The sequence below is a fragment of the Kitasatospora sp. NPDC056273 genome (assembly GCF_042268845.1).
Lineage (GTDB): Bacteria > Actinomycetota > Actinomycetes > Streptomycetales > Streptomycetaceae > Kitasatospora.
Genome location: NZ_JBHJSJ010000094.1, coordinates 1 through 19785 on the forward strand (window position 1 = coordinate 1; position 19785 = coordinate 19785).

At 72.0% G+C, this 19785-nt stretch carries 16 protein-coding genes and 2 tRNA genes; 12 read left to right on the plus strand and 6 right to left on the minus strand.

Annotated elements, in window-relative coordinates:
• Positions 1-114 precede the first annotated feature (114 nt).
• Positions 115-576: a GNAT family N-acetyltransferase gene (locus tag ACFCY1_RS39900; RefSeq protein WP_375877690.1), complete on the minus strand. Its 462-nt coding sequence runs from the start codon at positions 574-576 to the stop codon at positions 115-117.
• 99 nt (positions 577-675) lie between these two features.
• Positions 676-1467: a VOC family protein gene (locus ACFCY1_RS39905; RefSeq protein WP_049651145.1), complete on the minus strand. Its 792-nt coding sequence runs from the start codon at positions 1465-1467 to the stop codon at positions 676-678.
• Between the two features lie 191 nt (positions 1468-1658).
• On the opposite strand from ACFCY1_RS39905, the gene ACFCY1_RS39910 reads away from it, so the two are divergent.
• From ACFCY1_RS39910 to ACFCY1_RS39920, 3 genes are all read left to right on the plus strand, one after another.
• Entirely contained in the window at positions 1659-3896 is a 2238-nt protein-coding gene (locus ACFCY1_RS39910; RefSeq protein WP_049651144.1) for an ATP-dependent RecD-like DNA helicase, read from the plus strand.
• A 225-nt stretch (positions 3897-4121) separates the two neighbouring features.
• Positions 4122-5411 (plus strand): citrate synthase, encoded by a 1290-nt coding sequence (locus ACFCY1_RS39915; protein WP_049651143.1) that lies wholly within the window; start codon positions 4122-4124, stop codon positions 5409-5411.
• 556 nt (positions 5412-5967) lie between these two features.
• Positions 5968-6687, plus strand: coding sequence for an SDR family NAD(P)-dependent oxidoreductase (locus ACFCY1_RS39920; RefSeq protein ID WP_049651142.1), 720 nt, complete (start codon positions 5968-5970; stop codon positions 6685-6687).
• Positions 6688-6780: 93 nt separating this feature from the next.
• Here the strand turns inward: ACFCY1_RS39920 and ACFCY1_RS39925 are convergent, their stop codons facing one another.
• Positions 6781-9009, minus strand: coding sequence for a heavy metal translocating P-type ATPase (locus ACFCY1_RS39925; RefSeq protein ID WP_375877691.1), 2229 nt, complete (start codon positions 9007-9009; stop codon positions 6781-6783).
• 65 nt (positions 9010-9074) lie between these two features.
• Positions 9075-9293: a heavy-metal-associated domain-containing protein gene (locus tag ACFCY1_RS39930; RefSeq protein WP_049651134.1), complete on the minus strand. Its 219-nt coding sequence runs from the start codon at positions 9291-9293 to the stop codon at positions 9075-9077.
• 192 nt (positions 9294-9485) lie between these two features.
• On the opposite strand from ACFCY1_RS39930, the gene ACFCY1_RS39935 reads away from it, so the two are divergent.
• From ACFCY1_RS39935 to ACFCY1_RS39945, 3 genes are all read left to right on the plus strand, one after another.
• Positions 9486-10658 (plus strand): PP2C family protein-serine/threonine phosphatase, encoded by a 1173-nt coding sequence (locus ACFCY1_RS39935; RefSeq protein WP_375877692.1) that lies wholly within the window; start codon positions 9486-9488, stop codon positions 10656-10658.
• A gap of 273 nt (positions 10659-10931) precedes the next feature.
• Entirely contained in the window at positions 10932-12158 is a 1227-nt protein-coding gene (locus tag ACFCY1_RS39940) for a PP2C family protein-serine/threonine phosphatase (protein WP_079271718.1), read from the plus strand.
• Positions 12159-12658: 500 nt separating this feature from the next.
• Positions 12659-12856, plus strand: coding sequence for a hypothetical protein (locus tag ACFCY1_RS39945; protein WP_049648957.1), 198 nt, complete (start codon positions 12659-12661; stop codon positions 12854-12856).
• Positions 12857-12889: 33 nt separating this feature from the next.
• On the opposite strand, the gene ACFCY1_RS39950 is transcribed toward ACFCY1_RS39945, so the two are convergent.
• Positions 12890-13681: a DUF6348 family protein gene (locus ACFCY1_RS39950; RefSeq protein WP_375877693.1), complete on the minus strand. Its 792-nt coding sequence runs from the start codon at positions 13679-13681 to the stop codon at positions 12890-12892.
• Between the two features lie 189 nt (positions 13682-13870).
• Here ACFCY1_RS39950 and ACFCY1_RS39955 point away from each other — a divergent pair, with 189 nt between their 5' ends.
• On the plus strand, positions 13871-14428 hold the full coding sequence (locus ACFCY1_RS39955; protein WP_375877694.1) for a hypothetical protein: 558 nt from the start codon (positions 13871-13873) through the stop codon (positions 14426-14428).
• A 105-nt stretch (positions 14429-14533) separates the two neighbouring features.
• On the opposite strand, the gene ACFCY1_RS39960 is transcribed toward ACFCY1_RS39955, so the two are convergent.
• Positions 14534-14604, minus strand: a tRNA-Gly gene (locus ACFCY1_RS39960).
• 182 nt (positions 14605-14786) lie between these two features.
• Between ACFCY1_RS39960 and ACFCY1_RS39965 the strand changes: the two genes are divergently transcribed.
• From ACFCY1_RS39965 to clpX, 5 genes are all read left to right on the plus strand, one after another.
• Positions 14787-14860 (plus strand) — tRNA-Pro (locus ACFCY1_RS39965).
• A gap of 305 nt (positions 14861-15165) precedes the next feature.
• Entirely contained in the window at positions 15166-16557 is a 1392-nt protein-coding gene (gene tig / locus ACFCY1_RS39970) for a trigger factor (protein ID WP_074000685.1), read from the plus strand.
• Positions 16558-16825: 268 nt separating this feature from the next.
• Positions 16826-17446 (plus strand): ATP-dependent Clp protease proteolytic subunit, encoded by a 621-nt coding sequence (locus tag ACFCY1_RS39975; protein WP_049648988.1) that lies wholly within the window; start codon positions 16826-16828, stop codon positions 17444-17446.
• Between the two features lie 56 nt (positions 17447-17502).
• Positions 17503-18165 carry an ATP-dependent Clp protease proteolytic subunit gene (locus ACFCY1_RS39980; protein ID WP_049648953.1) on the plus strand — a complete coding sequence of 221 codons (663 nt, stop codon included), beginning with the start codon at positions 17503-17505 and terminating at the stop codon, positions 18163-18165.
• Positions 18166-18443: 278 nt separating this feature from the next.
• Complete coding sequence (gene clpX / locus ACFCY1_RS39985) at positions 18444-19733, plus strand: ATP-dependent Clp protease ATP-binding subunit ClpX (protein WP_045696864.1); 1290 nt, start codon at positions 18444-18446, stop codon at positions 19731-19733.
• Positions 19734-19785: the final 52 nt, after the last annotated feature.

Genomic DNA, 19785 nt, shown 5'->3' on the forward strand with positions numbered 1-19785 from the left:
CTGCAGGGGGGACCCTGTGGGAGAGTAGGACGCCGCCGAACAATTCTTCAGAAGAACCCCCATCCGGGTCCCGGATGGGGGTTCTTCGCGTTTTCCGGGCTTTTGAGCGCGTTCTCAGAGCTTGAGCTTGAACCCGACGTGCGAGGCCACGAATCCCAGCCGTTCGTAGAAGCGGTGTGCGTCCGTGCGCGTCGCGTCGGAGGTCAGTTGGACGAGGTCGGCGCCGAGTTCGCGGGAGCGGTCGACGGCCCACCGGATCAGTTCGGTGCCCAGGCCGCTGCCGCGTTCGTCGGCGTGGATGCGGACGCCCTCGATGATCGTGCGGGTGGCGCCGGCCCGGGAGAGGCCGGGGACGACGGTGAGTTGGAGGGTGCCGACGGTGCGGCTGGCCCGGTCGGCGACGATCAGGTGCTGGTGCGGGTCGCCGTCGATGCGGGCGAAGGCGGTGCGGTAGGGGGTGAGGTCGTCGGGGCTCTCACGGGTGGCGCCCAGCGGGTCGTCGGCGAGCATGGCCACGATCGCCGGCAGGTCGTCGGCGGTGGCCCGCCGGATCGTCAGAACAGCCGTTTCAGTCATGATCAGAGACTAGAGGCCCCCGTCTGGCGCACCGCGCCTTGTCTACGCCCGTAGCACCCCTTCCCGGGCCTTCTGAAGGGCCGTGGGACCCTTTCGGCGTCAGTCCCCGGGCTTGGCACTGGTGATGACGGCGAAGACGGCGCCGTGCGGGTCGACCAGCTGGGCCAGGCGGCCGACGCCGTGCACGTCCATGGCCGGGATCCGTACGGTCGCGCCGAGGGTGTCGGCGATGGCGAGGCTGGCGTCGGCGTTGGGGACCTCGAAGTAGGGGAGCCAGTGCGAAGTGGTGCCGCGCGCGGTGTGTTCGGGGCCGAGCTGCATGATCCCGCCGTGGGCGTCGTCGCTGCCGCCGCCGGCCGGGGTGAGGACGGTGTACATCACCTCGCCGAGCGGGACGTCCTGCTCCTGCCAGTCGAAGACGGAGCGGTAGAAGGACTTGTCGAGTTCGGCGTCGACGCTGTAGCACTCGGCCCAGCAGAGGCTGCCCTCCTCGGTGACGACGTCCAGGCCGCGGGTGCCGTGCGGCTGCCAGACGGCGAAGTCGGCGCCGGTCGGGTCGGTGTAGGCGGCCATCCGGCCCGCGGTGAAGACGTCGAAGGGGGCGAACCGGACGCGGCCGCCGGCCTGTTCGACCAGCGCGGTGGTGCGGTCGGCGTCCTCGGTGGCGAAGTAGAGCGTCCAGCCGGGCGGCGTGCCCTCCTCGGCGAGCGGGCCCAGGGCGGCGACGGTCCGGCCGTCGAGCTGGAAGAAGCCGTAGCCGCCGGCCTCGGGGCCGGCCGAGTCGAAGGTCCAGCCGAACAGCGCGGTGTAGAAGTCGACGGACGCGCGGGTGTCGGGGCTGCTCAGGTCGAGCCAGTCCGGGGAACCGGGGCGGAAGTCGGTGTTGAGCATGGCGGCACTGCTCCTCGGACGGGGCCCGGGCGGGCGCGGTCGACGGCGGTCCCCCTCGGTCCCTCCCAGCCTGGCACCTCGGCCGGGGCGGTGCACGGCAGCCGCCGCCGCACCGGCGGGGGCGGGGTGTCGGGGCGGGGCGGTACGGTGCGTAGCGGAATCGTCCACCCGTACCGGTCGAAGGGGGTCCGGTGAGCAAGCAGGCGGCGCAGTCCGGGCAGCAGGTGCCGCGCCAGCTCGCGCAGGTCGAGGGCGTGCTGGAGCGGATCACCTACGCCAACGAGGAGACCGGCTACACGGTGGCCCGGGTGGACACCGGCCGGGGCGCGAACGACCTGCTGACGGTGGTGGGCGCGCTGCTGGGGGCGCAGGTCGGCGAGTCGCTGCGGCTGCACGGGCGGTGGGGCTCGCACCCGCAGTACGGGCGGCAGTTCACGGTGGAGAACTACACCACGGTGCTGCCCGCCACGATCCAGGGGATACAGCGGTACCTGGGCTCGGGGCTGATCAAGGGGATCGGGCCGCGGTTCGCCGAGCGGATCGTGGAGCGCTTCGGGGCGGACACCCTGGAGGTGATCGAGAACGAGCCGGGCCGGCTGATCGAGGTGCCGGGGCTGGGGCCCAAGCGGACCAAGAAGATCGCCGCGGCCTGGGAGGAGCAGAAGGCCATCAAGGAGGTGATGGTCTTCCTGCAGGGGGTCGGGGTGTCCACCTCGTTGGCTGTGCGAATCTACAAGCAGTACGGCGACGGTTCGATCGGGGTGGTGCGGAACGAGCCGTACCGGCTGGCCTCGGACGTGTGGGGCATCGGCTTCCTGACGGCGGACCGGATCGCCCAGGCGGTGGGGATCCCGCACGACAGCCCGGAGCGGGTGAAGGCCGGCCTGCAGTACGCGCTGTCGCAGAGCACCGACCAGGGGCACTGCTTCCTGCCGGAGGAGCGGCTGATCGCGGACGGCGTGAAGCTGTTGCAGGTGGACGTCGGGCTGGTGATCGACTGCCTGGCGGAGCTGGTGGCGGCCGAGGGCGTGGTGCGCGAGGCGGTCCCGGGGGAGGGCGGCGAGCCGGTCACCGCGGTGTACCTGGTGCCGTTCCACCGGGCGGAGATCTCGCTGGCCAACCAGCTGGTGCGGCTGCTGCGTTCGGACGCGGACCGGATGCCGTGGTTCGGGAACGTGGACTGGCCGGTGGCCCTGGACTGGCTGGCGAAGCGGACCGGGGCCGAACTGGCGCCGGAGCAGGAGGAGTCGGTCCGGCTGGCGCTGACCGAGAAGGTCGCGGTGCTGACGGGCGGTCCGGGCTGCGGCAAGTCGTTCACGGTGAAGTCGATCGTGACGCTGGCGCTGGCGAAGCGGGCCAAGGTGGTGCTGGCGGCGCCGACCGGCCGGGCGGCGAAGCGGCTGGCGGAGCTGACCGGGGTGGAGGCCTCGACGGTGCACCGGCTGCTGGAGCTGAAGCCGGGCGGGGACGCCGCGTACGACCGGGACCGGCCGCTGGACGCGGACCTGGTGGTGGTCGACGAGGCCTCGATGCTGGACCTGATCCTGGCGAACAAGCTGGTCAAGGCGGTGCCGCCGGGCGCGCACCTGCTGTTCGTGGGGGACGTGGACCAGCTGCCCTCGGTGGGTGCCGGGGAGGTGCTGCGGGACCTGCTGGCGGAGGGCGGGCCGATCCCGTCGGTGCGGCTGACCAGGATCTTCCGGCAGGCGCAGCAGTCCGGCGTGGTGACCAACGCGCACCGGATCAACGAGGGCAGGCCGCCGCTGACGGACGGCCTGGCGGACTTCTTCCTGTTCGCCGAGGACGACGCGGAGCGGGCGGCCGGGCTCACGGTGGACGTGGTGGCGCGCCGGATCCCGCAGAAGTTCGGCTTCGACCCGCGCCGGGACGTGCAGGTGCTGGCGCCGATGCACCGCGGCCCGGCCGGCGCGGGGAACCTGAACACCCTGCTCCAGGCGGCGGTGACGCCGGCCCGGGAGGGGCTGGCCGAACGCCGGTTCGGCGGCCGGACGTTCCGGGTGGGGGACAAGGTCACCCAGATCCGCAACAACTACGACAAGGGGCGGAACGGCGTCTTCAACGGCACAGTGGGAGTGGTGACTGCGCTGAGCGTGGACGACCAGCGGCTGACGGTGCTCACCGACGAGGACGAGGAGGTGGCGTACGACTTCGACGAACTGGACGAGCTGGCCCACGCGTACGCGGTGACGATCCACCGCTCGCAGGGGAGCGAGTACCCGGTCGTGGTGATTCCGGTCACCATGTCCGCTTGGACGATGCTCCAGCGGAACCTGCTCTACACCGCTGTGACCAGGGCACGGAAACTCGTGGTGCTGGTGGGGTCACGCAAGGCGATCGGACAGGCCGTCCGGGCCGTCAGTGCAGGTCGGAGGCATACCGGACTCGACCATCGGCTCGCAGCTGGATGATTATCCAACGGGATGGTTGCCTCTAATGTTCTCTTGACGTGAAGAGATTTACGGCAGAGCCTAGGGTGGTGCCGATCTTGTCCGGTTCGTACCGGCTGCGGCAGCAGGTTTTGTAGGGGCGGGCCCTTTCGGGCCACCCCGGGTGCGCGACTGTCCTCCGGATGGGGGATGGTAGAGACAGTCAGGGCACCTTGGAAGAGGATTCATTTCGTCGGTGAGGAAGACGTGAGCGACAACTCGGTAGTACTGCGGTACCAGGACGGCGAGTACGAGTACCCCGTCGTCGAGAGCACTGCGGGCAACGCCGGCTTCGACATCTCGAAGCTGCTCCCGCAGACCGGCCTGGTCACCCTGGACAACGGCTTCGGTAACACCGCCGCGTACAAGTCCGCGATCACCTTCGTGGACGGCGACAACGGCATCCTGCGGTACCGCGGCTACCCGATCGAGCAGCTCGCCTCCGATGGCGGGTTCATCGAGACCGCGTACCTCCTGATCAACGGCGAGCTGCCCAACGCGGACCAGCTGGCCGAGTTCAACCGCGAGATCACCCAGCACACCCTGCTGCACGAGGACGTCAAGCGCTTCTTCCAGGGCTTCCCGCGGGACGCCCACCCGATGGCCATGCTGTCCTCGGTCGTCGGCGCGCTGTCCACGTTCTACCCGGAGAGCCACAACCCGTTCGACGCGGCCCAGCGCCACCTGTCGACGGTCCGCCTGCTCGCCAAGCTGCCGACGATCGCCGCGTACGCGTACAAGAAGGCGATGGGCCAGCCCTTCGTCTACCCGCGCAACGACCTGAGCTACGTCGAGAACTTCCTGCGGATGACCTTCGCCGTCCCCGCCGAGGACTACGAGCTCAACCCGGTCGTCGTCAACGCGCTGGACAAGCTGCTCATCCTGCACGCGGACCACGAGCAGAACTGCTCGACCTCCACCGTGCGCCTGGTCGGCTCCAGCCACGCCAACCTGTTCGCCTCGATCTCGGCCGGCATCTCGGCCCTGTGGGGCCCGCTGCACGGCGGCGCCAACCAGGCCGTGCTGGAGATGCTGGAGAGCATCCAGAAGGACGGCGGCGACGTCGACGCCTTCATCACGAAGGTGAAGAACAAGGAAGCCGGCGTCAAGCTGATGGGCTTCGGCCACCGGGTCTACAAGGCGTTCGACCCGCGTGCCGCCCAGGTCAAGCTGCTCGCGCACGAGGTCCTCGGCCAGCTCGGCAAGAGCGACGAGCTGCTGGACATCGCGCTCAAGCTGGAGGAGCACGCCCTCAAGGACGACTTCTTCATCTCGCGCAAGCTGTACCCGAACGTGGACTTCTACACCGGCCTGATCTACCGCGCCATGGGCTTCCCGACCAGCATGTTCACCGTGCTGTTCGCCCTCGGCCGGCTGCCGGGCTGGATCGCCCACTGGCACGAGATGATCAACGACCCGACCAGCCGGATCGGCCGTCCGCGCCAGATCTACACCGGCACCGCGATCCGCGACTACGTCCCGCTGGACGCCCGCTGACCGCAGCGGCGCCGACCACCGGCCCGCACGGAAGCTGAGAGGGGCCCGACCGCGAGAGCGGCCGGGCCCCTTCGCGTCCCGGTGGCGCGCCCGAGGGCCCGCGCGGGGACGGAACCGTACGGCGCACGACTCCGGGGTCGGCCGCAGCCGGGGACGGCCGCTCAAAGCGTCCCAGGCCCGCCAGAACCCCGGCGTCGTGCGCGAAGGCCGTCAGGGTCGACGACCGTCCCGGGGCCCGCCGGAGCCCCGTCGGCGACAGCCCGCTGGAAGCGCGGGGACACGTTGCCGTTCAGCGTGTCCCCGCCCACCGGAAAAACTGCCGCACTACCAACCTAAGACGTATCAGGGTGCGAGAAGTTACGCCCGGGGGGTGTGAGCTGCCTCTCGCCACGCTCCGTGTGCGCGTCGTACCACGCTCATATCACACCTTCGCTCGCGCCGGACGTCACCCTCCCCGCAGTCACGGCAACCGAGCGTGATAGGAATCGTGGCATTCCGGTACGGACCGTCGCGCACATTCGCCGCGCGACGGCGGAACTGGGGAGGGAGTGCGCAGATGGCCAGGAACGTCGTCGTCACCGGCGGTGGCACGGGAATCGGGTACGAGGTCGCGCGGCGGTTCGTCGAGGCCGGCGACCACGTGGTGATCGTGGGCCGCCGCCGGGAGGTCCTGGAGAAGGCCGCGGCCGGACTCGGGCCGAACGTCACCCCGCTGGTGTGCGACCTCGCCGACCCGGACGCCGTCGAGGCCGCGCTCGCCGACCTGCCCGAGCGGATCGACGTCCTGGTCAACAACGCCGGCAGCCGCGAGACCGTGGTCGGCGGCGGGCCGCACGCCCTGCTGGCGCGCTGGCGCGGCGACTTCGAGCGCAACGTGCTGACCGTGGTGCTGCTCACCGAGTCGGTCCGCGACCGGCTCACCCCGGGCTCCGGCCGGGTGGTCACCATCAGCTCCATCGCCGCCCTGCGCGGGGCTGGCTCGTTCGGCGCGGCGAAGGCCTCGCTGCACGCCTGGAACCACTTCCTGGCCGCCCAGTTGGGCACCTCGGGCATCACCGCCAACATCGTCGCGCCGGGCACCGTCGCGGGCACCGAGTTCTTCGGGCCGCGGCTGGACGAGGCCGAGGTCGCCCGCCGGGCCGCCCGCACCCTGCTCGGGCGGATCGGCGAGACCGGCGAGGTGGCGGCGGCGGTGTACTTCCTGGCCTCGCCCGAGGCCGGGTTCATCACCGGCGAGATCCTGCACTGCAACGGCGGCGAGCTGCTGGGGCGTTGAGCCCCGGCCCCGAACGCCCCGAACGCCCCGGGGCACCCCGTACGCGTCGAGGCCCCGGACCGACACCGGTCCGGGGCCTTCGCGTCGGCCGGCTCAGGCGGGCCGGAAGCGGCGCAGCCGCAGGCTGTTGGTGACCACGAAGACCGAGGAGAAGGCCATCGCGGCCCCCGCGACCATCGGGTTGAGCAGGCCGGCGGCGGCCAGCGGGATCGCCGCCACGTTGTAGCCGAAGGCCCAGAACAGGTTGCCCTTGATGGTGGCCAGGGTGCGGCGGGAGAGCCGGATCGCGTCGGCCGCCGAGCGGAGGTCGCCGCGGACCAGGGTGAGGTCGCCGGCCTCGATCGCGGCGTCCGTACCGGTGCCCATCGCCAGGCCCAGGTCGGCCTGGGCGAGCGCGGCCGCGTCGTTGACGCCGTCGCCGACCATCGCGACGACCTTGCCCTCGGCCTGCAGCCGCTTGACGGTGGCGACCTTCTCCTCGGGGAGCACCTCGGCGAGCACGTGCTCCGGTGCGATGCCGACCTCGGCGGCGACGGCCTCGGCCACCGCCCGGTTGTCGCCGGTGAGCAGCACCGGGGTCAGGCCCAGGGCGCGCAGCCTGCCGACGGCCTCGGCGCTGGTCGGCCTGACCGCGTCGGCGACCTCCAGCACGGCCCGGGCCTCGCCGTCCCAGCCGACCGCGATCGCGGTGCGGCCGGCCGCCTCGGCGGCGGCCTTGGCGCGGGCCAGGGAGGGCGGCAGGTGCTGCGCGCGGTCGGCCAGCAGGGCCTCGCGCCCGGCGACCACCGCGCGCCCCGCCACGACCCCCTCCACGCCCCGCCCGGGCACGCTGCGGAAGTCCGCGACGGCGGGCAGGGCGCCGGCCTCGGCGGCGGCCTCGGCGACCGCCCGGGCGACCGGGTGCTCGGAGGCGTGCTCGACGGCGCCCGCCAGGCGCAGCGCCTCGGCCCGGTCCACGCCCTCGGCGGTGTGCACGGCGACCAGGGCCATCCGGCCGGTGGTGACGGTGCCGGTCTTGTCCAGGACGACGGTGTCCACCGTGCGGGTGGTCTCCAGCACCTCGGGGCCCTTGATCAGGATGCCCAGCTGGGCGCCGCGGCCGGTGCCGACCATGAGCGCGGTCGGGGTGGCCAGGCCCAGGGCGCACGGGCAGGCGATGATCAGCACGGCGACGGCCGCGGTGAAGGCCTCGGTGGAGCTGTCGGTGGCCAGCAGCCAGACCACCAGGGTGGCCAGGGCGATCAGGATGACGGCCGGGACGAAGACCGCGGAGATCCGGTCGGCCAGCCGCTGGGCGGCGGCCTTGCCGTTCTGGGCCTCCTCGACCAGCCGGGCCATCCGGGCCAGCCGGGTGTCCGCGCCGACCCGGGTGGCCTCGACCACCAGCCGGCCACCCGCGTTGACGGTGGCGCCGGTGACGGCGTCGCCGACGGTGACCTCGACCGGGACGGACTCGCCGGTCAGCATCGAGGCGTCCACCGCCGAGGCACCCTCGACCACCGTGCCGTCGGTGGCGATCTTCTCGCCGGGGCGGACCACGAAGCGGGTGCCGACCGTCAGCCGGTCCACCGGCAGCCGTACCTCGCGTTCCCCCTCCAGGACCGCGACGTCCTTGGCGCCGAGGTCGAGCAGGGCGTGCAGCGCGGCGCCGGCCCGGCGCTTGGAGCGGGCCTCCAGGTAGCGGCCGAGCAGGATCAGCACGGTGACGGCGGCGGCGGTCTCCAGGTAGAGCGTGGCCGAGGCGTCGGTGTCGCCGACCGAGAGCGAGAAGTCGTGGTGCGTCCCGGGCCGCCCGGCGTGGCCGCCGAACAGCGCCCAGCAGGACCAGCCGAAGGCGGCCAGGGTGCCGAGCGAGACCAGGGTGTCCATGGTCGCGGCGCCGTGCCGGAGGTTGGTCCAGGCGGCGCGGTGGAAGGGCAGGCCGCCGTAGACCACGACCGGGCCGGTGAGCGCGAAGGCCAGCCACTGCCAGTCGGTGAACTGGAGGGCCGGGACCATCGACAGCAGCACCACCGGAACGGCGAGGACGGCGCTGGTCAGCAGCCGGTCGCGCAGGGGGTCGGCGGGCTCGGGGGCGGCCGGGGGCGGGGGGAGCTCGGCGATGTAGCCGGTGCGCTCGACGGTGGCGATCAGGTCCTCGACCGTGGTGCCGGGGCCGAAGTCGACCCGGGCCTTCTCGGTGGCGAAGTTGACGGTGGCCTCGACGCCGTCCATCCGGTTGAGCTTCTTCTCGATCCGGGCCGCGCAGGAGGCGCAGGTCATCCCGCCGATCGACAGCTCGACCCGGTCCCGGGCCCCGAGGTCCGGGGCGGACGTGCTCATGCGGATCAGCTCCTCGGTGCGGGTGGCCGGCGGGGCGCCGCGGCGGCCCCGCCGTGCCGGGTGGTTCAGGCGCTGCGGCCGACCAGCTCGTAGCCGGCCTCGTCGATCGCGGCGCGCACCTGCTCGTCGTCCAACGGGGCGGCGGAGGAGATCGTCACGGTCCCGGCCGTGGCGTCGGCGGCGACCCCGGTGACCCCGGCCAGGGCGGAGACCTCCTCGCTGATCGCCTTCTCGCAGTGGCCGCAGCTCATGCCGGACACGGTGTAGGTGATGGTGCTGGACATCGGGGGCCTCCGGGAGGTCCGGGCGGCCCGGGTGTTCGCCCGGGGCGCGGCGCTGGCAACGACTCTTGTGACAACACCATACCCCTCCAGGGTATTCCGGGAGTGGTGGGGGTGGGGCGCCCGGATCGCCCGGGAACGCCGGGGGCCAGGGCCGGTCGGGCTTCCGCGGTGATCGTCCCTTATGTTCGGTATGTGTTTCCGCTCCGCCGCGCCCAGTCTCCCTCGGCTCCCACGGCAGCCGGACTGCCGCCGGACCGGCAGCGCGGCGCCCTGCTCGCCGCCGACCTCCAGGACGTGCCCTTCTGGCGGCGCGCCACCCCGGCGCTGATCGCCGTCCTGCTCGTCGGGCTCGCGGACTTCCTCTCCGGCAAGGACCGCTACCTGGCCCCGCTGATGACCGTGGTGCCGACCGTCGCGGCACTGACCCTGAAGCCCCGCGAACTGCTGCTGGTCTGCTCGCTCGGGCTGCTCACGGTGTTCGGGCTCAGCCACCACGACGAGGTCGACAACATCAACGACGCCCGCTTCCTGTACGGGGCGATGGTCAGCTACGTCGTCCTGACGCTGTTCTCGGCCTGGGTCGCCAAGATCCGGATGCGGCGCGCGGCGGCCTTCGCGGCCGTCAGCTCCGTCGCCGAGGCCGCCCAGCGGGCGCTGCTGCAGCTGCCCGGGTCGACCGTCGGGCCGCTGCGGCTCGCGGTGCGGTACGTCTCGGCGGCGGACGCCTCACGGATCGGCGGGGACCTGTACTCCGTACTGGAGACGCCGCACGGCACCCGGGTCGCGGTCGGGGACGTCCGGGGCAAGGGACTGGCCGCCGTGCAGACCGCGGCCGTGGTGCTGGGCGCCTTCCGCGAGGCGGCGTACGACGAGGCCGGGCTGCGGGGCGTCGCGGCGCGGATCGAGGCCAGCGTCGAACGGCATGTGCCGGACGGGGAGTTCACCACGGCGCTGTTCGCGGAGTTCCGAACGCCCGGGGCGATGGAGCTGCTGCAGTACGGGCACGTGCCGCCGATCCGGGTGGACTACGAAGGGCGGGCGCACGTGCTGGACGCGCCCGACCCGTGGGTGCCGCTGGGGCTCGGCCGGCTGGCGGCGGGGGAGCCGACCACCTGGGCCCAGCCGTTCGGGGCGGAGGACGTGCTGGTGCTCTGCACGGACGGGGTGATCGAGGCGCGGCACCGGACGAGCGGGGAGTTCTACCCGCTGGCGGAGCGGGTCGGGCCGCTGGTGCGGGGGGCCGCGCGCTCGGAGGGGGAGCTGGAGACGGCGGTCGGGCGGGTGTACGCGGACCTGCTGGCGCATACGGGTGGGGAGTTGCGGGACGACGCGTTGTTGCTGCTGATCGTGCGGACGGATGGGTGAGGGGGCCCTGCGGGGGTCTTCTGTGGGGGTGGGCTTTCGGGAGGGTGGGGGCCGGGGGTGGCTCCGGGGGTGGCCGCTCCGGGGGCTGGATGATTTTCAGACTGCCAACCCTGGAGGTGGGGCGTTCGTACGCCCAACCCGCGCAGGCCTCCTGACGGCACGCCCGCAACCGTTCCGATCGGCCGAAACCCGGTGGACGCCCCGCGCTCCGGCGCCACCGCCCGCCCCCGTCCCGTCGACGCCGGGCGGTGCCCGTGGATAGGGTCGGACCCCATGGCTGGCAGAGCGCCGGGCACACCGCCCCAGACGACTGCGACGAGGCCCGGCGCCGCCCCGGCGTCCGAGTCCGTGACGGCCCGGTTGCGCAAGAGGCTCCGCCGGGTCCGCCGAAGGCTGCGCACGGCCGGGGTGGACTACTTCCGCGGCGGCGCCGCCGACTGGCCGGTGCTCTGCGCGCTCGCCCTGCTCGTCCCGCTGCTGATCATGCTCAACATCTGGATCCCCGGCTGGGCCCCGCCCACCTCCCTGGTCCTGCCGATCCTGGCCGGCGCCCTGCTGCTGCGCCCCGGCAGCCTGGTGGTGCTCTACGCGCTGGCCGCCCTCGGCCTCTCCTCCGAGTCCGTGATCCACACCGGCCAGCGGGTCGCCAGCAACAACCCCGAGGCGTACCTCTACGGGGTGACCCCGGGCGCGGCCCTGGTGGTCGGCGCCGCCGGCGTGGGCGGCCTGCTGCTCGCCCAGTTCCGGGCCCGGGTCGGCGTGCCCTGGTGGGGCGGCTCCACCATGCTGTTCGACCTGCGCGAGCGGCTGCGGGTGCAGAGCCGGGTGCCCGAGCTGCCGGACGGCTGGCACGCGGACATGGCGCTGCGCCCGGCCGGCGGCCAGTCCTTCTCGGGCGACTTCGTGGTCGCCGCGCGCACCGGCCCCGGCCAGCGGCTGCTGGAGGTGGTCCTCGCGGACGTCTCCGGCAAGGGCATGGACGCCGGCTCCCGCGCCCTGCTGCTCTCCGGCGCCTTCGGCGGCCTGGTCGGCTCGCTGCCCGCGCACGACTTCCTGCCCGCCGCCAACGGCTACCTGCTGCGCCAGTCCTGGGAGGAGGGCTTCGCCACCGCCGTCCACCTGGTGCTGGACCTGGACACCGGCGAGTACGAGCTGCTCTCGGCCGGGCACCTGCCGGGCATGCAGCGGCTGGCGGGGGAGGGGCGCTGGGAGGTCAAGCAGGCCGAGGGCCCGCTGCTGGGGATCTACGACGGCGCCAAGTTCGAGGGCGTGCGCGGCCGGCTGAACCGGGGCGACGTGCTGATGCTGTGCACCGACGGCATGGTCGAGGCGCCGGGCCGGGACCTCGGGGAGGGCATGGACCGGTTGATGGGGGAGGCGGACCGGCTGGTGCCCGGCGGCGGACCCGGCACGGGCGCGGGCGCCGCGGGCGCGCTGATCGAGACGGTCGCCCGGGACATCAACGACGACCGCGCCGTGCTGCTGCTCTGGCGCGACTGACGCCCGCCGACGCCCGCCCGGCCCCCGTCGCCGGGGCACATGCCGGAGGCAGCCGCGGCTGTCAAGCCTGGCAGCTGATCTTCAGCCAAATCGGACGCCCCGTCGACTGACCGGACCACTGGCTTCCGTTACCCGCCCCCGACGGTTTCCCGGCCGCTCAGCACGGCCCCGCCGACGATTCGTCAGGACGGCTCCGCTATCGTCCCGGTCGGCGGAAACTCGTCTCGCATCGCAGGATATCGGCGTTGGGCTGACTTTCAGACCTTTACGCAATCGGCACGGTCGACCACACTGAGTCCGGGCGGGACTGTTCAGGATTCGGGGGATAGGGGGCGTCACGTGCGGCACGACAGACAGCGGTCGACCGCGGGCTCCCTCACCGGCGGTGTGCCGGACGGTCCGCGATTCCGCCTCGGGACCGTCGGACAGGCCGGGGTCCGGCTTTCGCAGGTGCCGCCGGGCGGCGGCACCACGCTATGAAAACGAGGAAGTGAGTCCGGGTGGCACTCTCCGTCTCCGCACTGGTCCTGTTCGCGATCCTGTGCATCATCTTCATCCGCAACAAGCAGATGAAGATCCCGCACGCGATCGTCGCCGCCCTGTTCGGCTTCATGCTGCACGAGACCACGGTCGCGACCTCCATCAACTCCCTGCTGGCCAACCTCGCGCACAGCATCTCCGGCATCACCGGAGGCTGATCCGGCCGGGCCGTCCGCACCCCCGCCGCGGGGCTACCGGCCGGCCCGTCTGGCTTCCCGCCAGCGAGCGAAAAGTCCCCGGGGGCGCGCGGCCGCCGGGGCCGGGAGACGCATCGGTGCGGGTGCCACGGCACCCGCCGACGTGTGCTGCCCCGACGCCGGGGGTTCGGCCGTCAGCAGGACGAACAGCCGGGCCCAGCACAGTCGTTCACCCCGCGGCCAGTCCAGCGCGCGCAGCGCCGCCGAGGCCGCCTCCGACACCTCGCCGCCCACCCGGACCTCGGCGACGTCGTCCCCCGCCTTGCCGCCCAGGAAGAGCTTGACGCCCACCGGCCCGGTCCCGGTCAACTCCGCGCGCAGCGCGGGCGCGAGCGCCGGCAGCACCCGGTGCTCGGCCAGCCAGCCCGCCAGGTGCTCGTTGCCGAAGCCGAACACCGCGGCCGGCCCCTGCACCGCCCGCCAGCCCGGGAGTTCGGGCAGGGCCGGGCGGTCGGCGTGCACCCCGCGGCCCTCCGCGAACTCGACCAGCACCGGGGCGGTGGTGGTCGCCCACATCTTCACCGCGTTGGCGAGCTTCTCCTCCTCGGTCTTGCCGAGGCCGGCCGCGCAGTCCCACACCACCGGGGCGTCCGCCCGGCCCAGGTGCAGCACGAAGCCGAGGTCCACGTGCCCGGCGCCGTCGTCCCCGGGGTGCTCGCGGACCGCCACCGCCGTGGTGCCGGGGCCGCGGACCACCTCGCCGTCCGGGCGGAACACCTGGCCCAGCCGCGCCATCTCGCGGACCACACAGCGCTGTATGACGGCCAGCCGCTCCTGAGGACCCACCGGGACTCCTCCACCTCGGGAGCGCGCGGATGAGGTCGCGCTCGAACTCCGCTCGAACGCCGCCGAGGCTATCGGCCTGGCAGCCCACCGGGAAACCGTGCGGACCCCGCGGCCCTCCGGTCGCGGAAATGTCCGGCATGCCCCACTTTGGGCAGCGGAACCTGAAGGCCGTCCGCCCGGAGGACCCGCATGCCCCGCAGCGCCGCCCCGCCCCCGCCCGTCCTCCTCGCCCCCGCTCCGCCGCCGTTCGGCCCCGCGGACTCCGGACTGGTCGCCGAGATCGAGGCCTACCTCGCCTCGCTGCCCGCCCCCGCGCGCACCCCGGTGCCGTACGTCTGCCCGTACGGCAGCACCATGCGGCCCTGGCAGGCCGGCCACCCCGAGCCCCGGGCCACCCTGCTCGACCGGGCGCTGGGCCGGCCCGCCCGGCCCGTCCCGGTCGCGGCGGCCGACCACCTCAGGCTCGCCTCCCGCTACATCGGGGCGCACGGCTGGCTCCAGGGCGCGATGTGGGACGAGGCCGGCCGGGTCTGCCTGCTCGGCGCGCAGGCCGCCGTCCTGGCGCACGGCTACGGCACCCCGGCCACCGTGCGCACCGCCCGGGTCCAGCTGATGGAGGTGCTGCACGCCACCGGCCGCCCGGCGCGCTCCCCGGACGAGTACAACGACCGCCCGACCACCCGGGAGGGCGACGTCCACCAGCTGCTGGACCGGGCCGCCGCCCGGGCCGCCCGGCTCGGGCTCTGAGGCCCCGAGACGCCTCCGGGAAGGCCCCGCGATGCTCCCGGGGGCTTCCGGATGGGAAAACGTCGACGGCCCCGGTGTGCTGGGCACACCGGGGCCGGACCGGAGAGCGGGCGACGAGAATCGAACTCGCGTGACTAGTTTGGAAGACTAGGGCTCTACCATTGAGCTACGCCCGCACGACCTTCCCAGCCGTCACCGGCCGGAAGTTCGGGGGACAGCCTACCTGGTCCGGCCGCCCGCGTGCACACCGGATCGCGCACACCCCCTGCGCGCCCGCGCGGTATATCCCGCGTCGCGCCCGGGCGGATTGTGTCGGCGAGCCGCCCAGGCCCGGCGTGTACGCTTCCTCTCGGCACCACGGGGTGTGGCGCAGTTTGGTAGCGCGTCCGCTTTGGGAGCGGAAGGCCGTCGGTTCGAATCCGGTCACCCCGACAGTGCGGCAGGGTCTCGTCCGTAGGGGCGGGGCCCTGTTCTGTCTCGGCGCTCCCGGACGGCGGTACGGTGGCGCCTGGCGTCCGCCTTTGGTGGTACCGGTAGGATGGGGCGCTGGCGGTAGTCCCTGTGGCGTCAACCCAGGTCAACCGCACGAGGGCGAGGAGTCAAGCTCACCGTCCACCCCACGGGAGATGCAGCTCCAACCGCCCATCGCCCGTCTCGTCCGACCCCCCTTCCGGCTCCGTCCGGACGACGGGGACGGGCGGAGACAACCTGACCGCAAGCCCCTAGGAGACCTAACCGTGAAGAGCGCCGTCGAGACTCTGAACCCGACCCGGGTTCGACTCACCGTCGAGGTGCCCTTCGAGGAGCTCAAGCCCAGCCTCGACGCGGCGTACAAGAAGATCAACCAGCAGGTCTCGGTCCCGGGCTTCCGCAAGGGCAAGATCCCGAACCGGGTCATCGACCAGCGCTTCGGCCGTGGCGCCGTGCTGGAGGAGGCCGTCAACGACGCCCTGCCGCGCTTCTACACGCAGGCCGTCGACGAGGGCAAGATCGAGGTCCTCGGACAGCCCGACATCACCAACATCGAGGGTGTCGAGAAGATCGCCGATGGCGGCGACCTGAAGTTCACCGCCGAGGTGGACGTTCGTCCCGAGGTCACCCTGCCGGAGTTCTCCTCCATCGAGGTGACCGTCGACCCGATCGCCGTCTCCGACGAGGACATCGAGAAGTCGCTGGAGCAGCTGCGCGAGCGCTTCTCCTCGGTCAAGGACGTCGAGCGCGCCGCCGCCGCCGGTGACATCGTGGTCGTCGACCTGGTGGCCAAGGTCGACGGCGAGGTGCCGGAGGACGGCACCGCCAACGGCGTCAGCTACGAGATCGGCTCGGGCCGTCTGATCGACGGCATCGACGAGGCCGTCATCGGCCTGTCGGCCGGCGAGGAGAAGACCTTCGAGACCGAGCTCAAGGGTGGCACCCAGGCGGGCAAGACCTCCGAGGTCTCCGTCACCGTCACCGCCGTCCAGGAGAAGGAGCTGCCCGAGCTGGACGACGAGTTCGCCCAGCTGGCCAGCGAGTTCGACACCCTGGAGGACCTGCGCGCCGACTCCCGCAAGCGCCTGGAGCGCATGAAGGAGTACGACCAGGCCACCCAGGCCCAGGAGAAGGTCCTGGACGCGCTGCTCGCGCTGGTTGAGATCGAGTACCCCGAGAAGCTTCTCAAGGACGAGGTCGAGACCCGCAAGCACAACGTGGAGCACCACCAGCTCCAGCCGATGGGCCTCACCATCGACGCGTACCTGGAGACCCAGGGCAAGACCCGCGAGGAGTGGGACGCGGAGATCGAGGAGCAGGCGAAGAAGGGCATCAAGACCCAGTTCGTCCTGGACCAGATCGTCGCCAACGAGGAGCTGGGTGTTAACCAGGAGGAGCTCACCGAGCACCTCATCCGCCGCGCCGCCGGCTCGGGCCTGACCCCGGACCAGTTCGCGCAGCAGGTCGTCCAGGGCGGCCAGGTTCCGCTGCTGGTCGGCGAGGTCGCCCGCGGCAAGGCGCTGGCCACCGTGGTCGAGGCCGCCAAGGTCGTCGACACCGAGGGCAACGAGGTCAACTTCGACGACGAGGACGAGACGGCCGAGACCGTCGAGGCCGCCGCCGAGGAGACCGCCACCGAGGAGAAGACCGAGGCCTGAGCGCCCCGGTAGCCCCTTCCGGCCGCAGCGGGCCCGGACGCCGTACGGTGTCCGGGCCCGCTGTCGTCCGGCCCGGCGGCCGCCGCGACCCTGCGCTCACAGCGAACAGTTCTGCGTGAGGGATTCTGCGGCCGGGCCTGCGCGTTAGGGTCCTTGGACAGCAACAATCACGACGTGATACCCGGAAGCTGTGCGACACCGCGACGGCCGTGGAGCGACCGTCCAAATCGACTGAGCAGGTGGCTAAGTGACGTTCCCGCAGATGCAGATGCCTGGCCCGATGGCACCGCACGCCGCCGCTGGTGACGTGCTCGGCGGCCTTGGCGACCAGGTCTACAACCGGTTGCTCAACGAGCGGATCATCTTCCTCGGCCAGGCGGTGGACGACGACATCGCCAACAAGATCACCGCGCAGCTGCTGCTGCTGGCCGCGGACCCGGAGAAGGACATCTTCCTCTACATCAACTCCCCGGGCGGCTCGATCTCGGCCGGCATGGCGATCTACGACACCATGCAGTACATCAAGAACGACGTCGTCACCATCGCGATGGGCATGGCGGCCTCGATGGGCCAGTTCCTGCTCACCGCGGGCGCCCCGGGCAAGCGCTTCTCGCTGCCGAACTCCACGATCCTGATGCACCAGCCCTCCGCGGGCCTCGGCGGTTCCGCCACCGACATCCGGATCCAGGCCGAGCAGCTGCTCCGCACCAAGAAGCGGATGTCCGAGCTGATCGCGCACCACAGCGGCCAGTCCTTCGAGCAGATCACCGCCGACTCCGACCGCGACCGCTGGTTCACCCCGGAGGAGGCCCTGGAGTACGGCCTCATCGACGCGATCATGCACAGCGCCGCGGACGTCCCCGGCGGCGGCGGCACGGGCGCTGCCTGAGCCTCGGCCCGGCCCGCGACACCACAGCCCCAACGCCTCGGAGGACAAGGACCCCCATGAACATCCCCAGCCTGTCGGCCGCCCAGGCCCGCGTCGAGGACATGCGCGCCGAGGGCCGCTACATCGTCCCGCGCTTCGTCGAGCGCACCACGCAGGGCATCCGCGAGTACGACCCGTACGCCAAGCTGTTCGAGGAGCGCATCATCTTCCTCGGCTCGCAGGTCGACGACGTCTCGGCGAACGACATCATGGCGCAGCTGCTGTGCCTGGAGTCGATGGACCCGGACCGCGAGATCCAGATGTACATCAACTCGCCCGGCGGCTCGTTCACGGCCCTGACGGCCATCTACGACACCATGCAGTACGTGAAGCCGGACATCACCACGGTCTGCATGGGCCAGGCGGCCTCCGCCGCGGCCGTGCTGCTCGCGGCCGGCACCCCCGGCAAGCGGATGGCGCTGCCGAACGCCCGGATCCTGATCCACCAGCCGTACACCGAGACCGGCCGCGGCCAGGTGTCCGACCTGGAGATCCAGGCCAAGGAGATCTTCCGGATGCGCGAGCAGCTGGAGGAGATGCTGTCCAAGCACTCCAACCGGACGGCGGAGCAGGTGCGCGAGGACATCGAGCGCGACAAGATCCTGACCGCCGAGGAGGCCGCCGAGTACGGCCTGATCGACCAGATCATCTCCACCCGCAAGACCTCGCTGACCTCCTGAGGTCGGCTCCCTCCGGCCCGCGAGCGGGTCGGCGGGGCCCGTCGGGGCGGGGTGCGCACACGGGTGCGCACCCCGCCCCGGCCCATCGGCGGGCCCGTGCGACGGCATCTGTTCGGTATCAATTCGCCCAGGGCGTAGGGCAGACCTGGCGAAGAGGACGGAATCACGGGCCCGGCAGAGTACCGTCGGATAGCGAGACCGAGCGCCGTCGGCGTTGACGGTCCACAGCACCAGGCCCCGGAACCCCTGCGGGGCCCCTGGCGAAGGGGAAGCACCTCGTGGCACGCATCGGAGACGGTGGCGACCTGCTCAAGTGCTCGTTCTGCGGCAAGTCGCAGAAGCAGGTGAAGAAGCTGATCGCCGGCCCAGGCGTGTACATCTGCGACGAGTGCATCGACCTGTGCAACGAGATCATCGAGGAGGAACTCGCCGAGACCTCCGAGGTGCGCTTCGAGGAGCTCCCGAAGCCGCGCGAGATCTACGAGTTCCTGGACCAGTACGTGGTCGGCCAGGACCTCGCCAAGAAGGCGCTGTCGGTCGCCGTCTACAACCACTACAAGCGGGTCCAGGCGGGTGAGGCGGGCCGCAGCGGGGGCAACGGCCGCGAGGACGCCATCGAGCTGGCCAAGTCCAACATCCTGCTGCTGGGCCCCACCGGCTCCGGCAAGACGCTGCTGGCGCAGACCCTGGCCCGGATGCTGAACGTGCCGTTCGCGATCGCGGACGCCACCGCGCTGACCGAGGCCGGCTACGTCGGCGAGGACGTCGAGAACATCCTGCTCAAGCTGATCCAGGCGGCCGACTACGACGTCAAGAAGGCCGAGACCGGGATCATCTACATCGACGAGATCGACAAGGTCGCGCGCAAGAGCGAGAACCCGTCGATCACCCGGGACGTCTCCGGCGAGGGCGTGCAGCAGGCCCTGCTGAAGATCCTGGAGGGCACCACCGCGTCGGTGCCGCCGCAGGGGGGCCGCAAGCACCCGCACCAGGAGTTCATCCAGATCGACACCACGAACGTGCTGTTCATCGTCGGCGGCGCGTTCGCCGGCCTGGAGCGGATCATCGAGGGCCGCGCGGGTGCCAAGGGCATCGGCTTCGGCGCCAACATCCGCTCCAAGCGGGAGTCGGACGCCAGCGACCACTTCCGCCAGGTGATGCCCGAGGACCTGGTGAAGTTCGGCATGATCCCCGAGTTCATCGGCCGTCTGCCGGTGATCACCAGCGTGCACAACCTGGACCGCGAGGCGCTGCTCCAGATCCTCACCGAGCCGCGCAACGCGCTGGTCAAGCAGTACCGCAAGCTGTTCGAACTGGACGGCGTGGAGCTGGAGTTCTCCCGGGACGCGCTGGAGGCGATCGCCGACCAGGCGATCCTGCGGGGCACCGGCGCGCGCGGGCTGCGGGCCATCATGGAGGAGGTGCTGATGTCCGTGATGTACGAGGTCCCCTCGCGCCAGGACGTCGCCCGCGTGGTGGTCACCGGGGACGTCGTCTCCAAGCACGCCATCCCCACCCTGGTGCCGCGCGACATGATCAAGCGCGAGCGCCGGGAGAAGAGCGCCTGACCCGAGGCCGACGCCACGAGGAGGGGCCCCGCACCGGATCCGGTGCGGGGCC

What these genes read in the sequence shown, in the direction of transcription:
- ACFCY1_RS39900 (WP_375877690.1), bottom strand. Translation starts at nt 576, where the DNA reads ATGACTGAAACGGCTGTTCTGACGATCCGGCGGGCCACCGCCGACGAC.
- ACFCY1_RS39905 (WP_049651145.1), bottom strand. Translation starts at nt 1,467, where the DNA reads ATGCTCAACACCGACTTCCGCCCCGGTTCCCCGGACTGGCTCGACCTG.
- ACFCY1_RS39920 (WP_049651142.1), top strand. Translation starts at nt 5,968, where the DNA reads ATGGCCAGGAACGTCGTCGTCACCGGCGGTGGCACGGGAATCGGGTAC.
- ACFCY1_RS39925 (WP_375877691.1), bottom strand. Translation starts at nt 9,009, where the DNA reads ATGAGCACGTCCGCCCCGGACCTCGGGGCCCGGGACCGGGTCGAGCTG.
- ACFCY1_RS39930 (WP_049651134.1), bottom strand. Translation starts at nt 9,293, where the DNA reads ATGTCCAGCACCATCACCTACACCGTGTCCGGCATGAGCTGCGGCCAC.
- ACFCY1_RS39940 (WP_079271718.1), top strand. Translation starts at nt 10,932, where the DNA reads ATGGCTGGCAGAGCGCCGGGCACACCGCCCCAGACGACTGCGACGAGG.
- ACFCY1_RS39955 (WP_375877694.1), top strand. Translation starts at nt 13,871, where the DNA reads ATGCCCCGCAGCGCCGCCCCGCCCCCGCCCGTCCTCCTCGCCCCCGCT.
- ACFCY1_RS39975 (WP_049648988.1), top strand. Translation starts at nt 16,826, where the DNA reads ATGCCTGGCCCGATGGCACCGCACGCCGCCGCTGGTGACGTGCTCGGC.
- ACFCY1_RS39980 (WP_049648953.1), top strand. Translation starts at nt 17,503, where the DNA reads ATGAACATCCCCAGCCTGTCGGCCGCCCAGGCCCGCGTCGAGGACATG.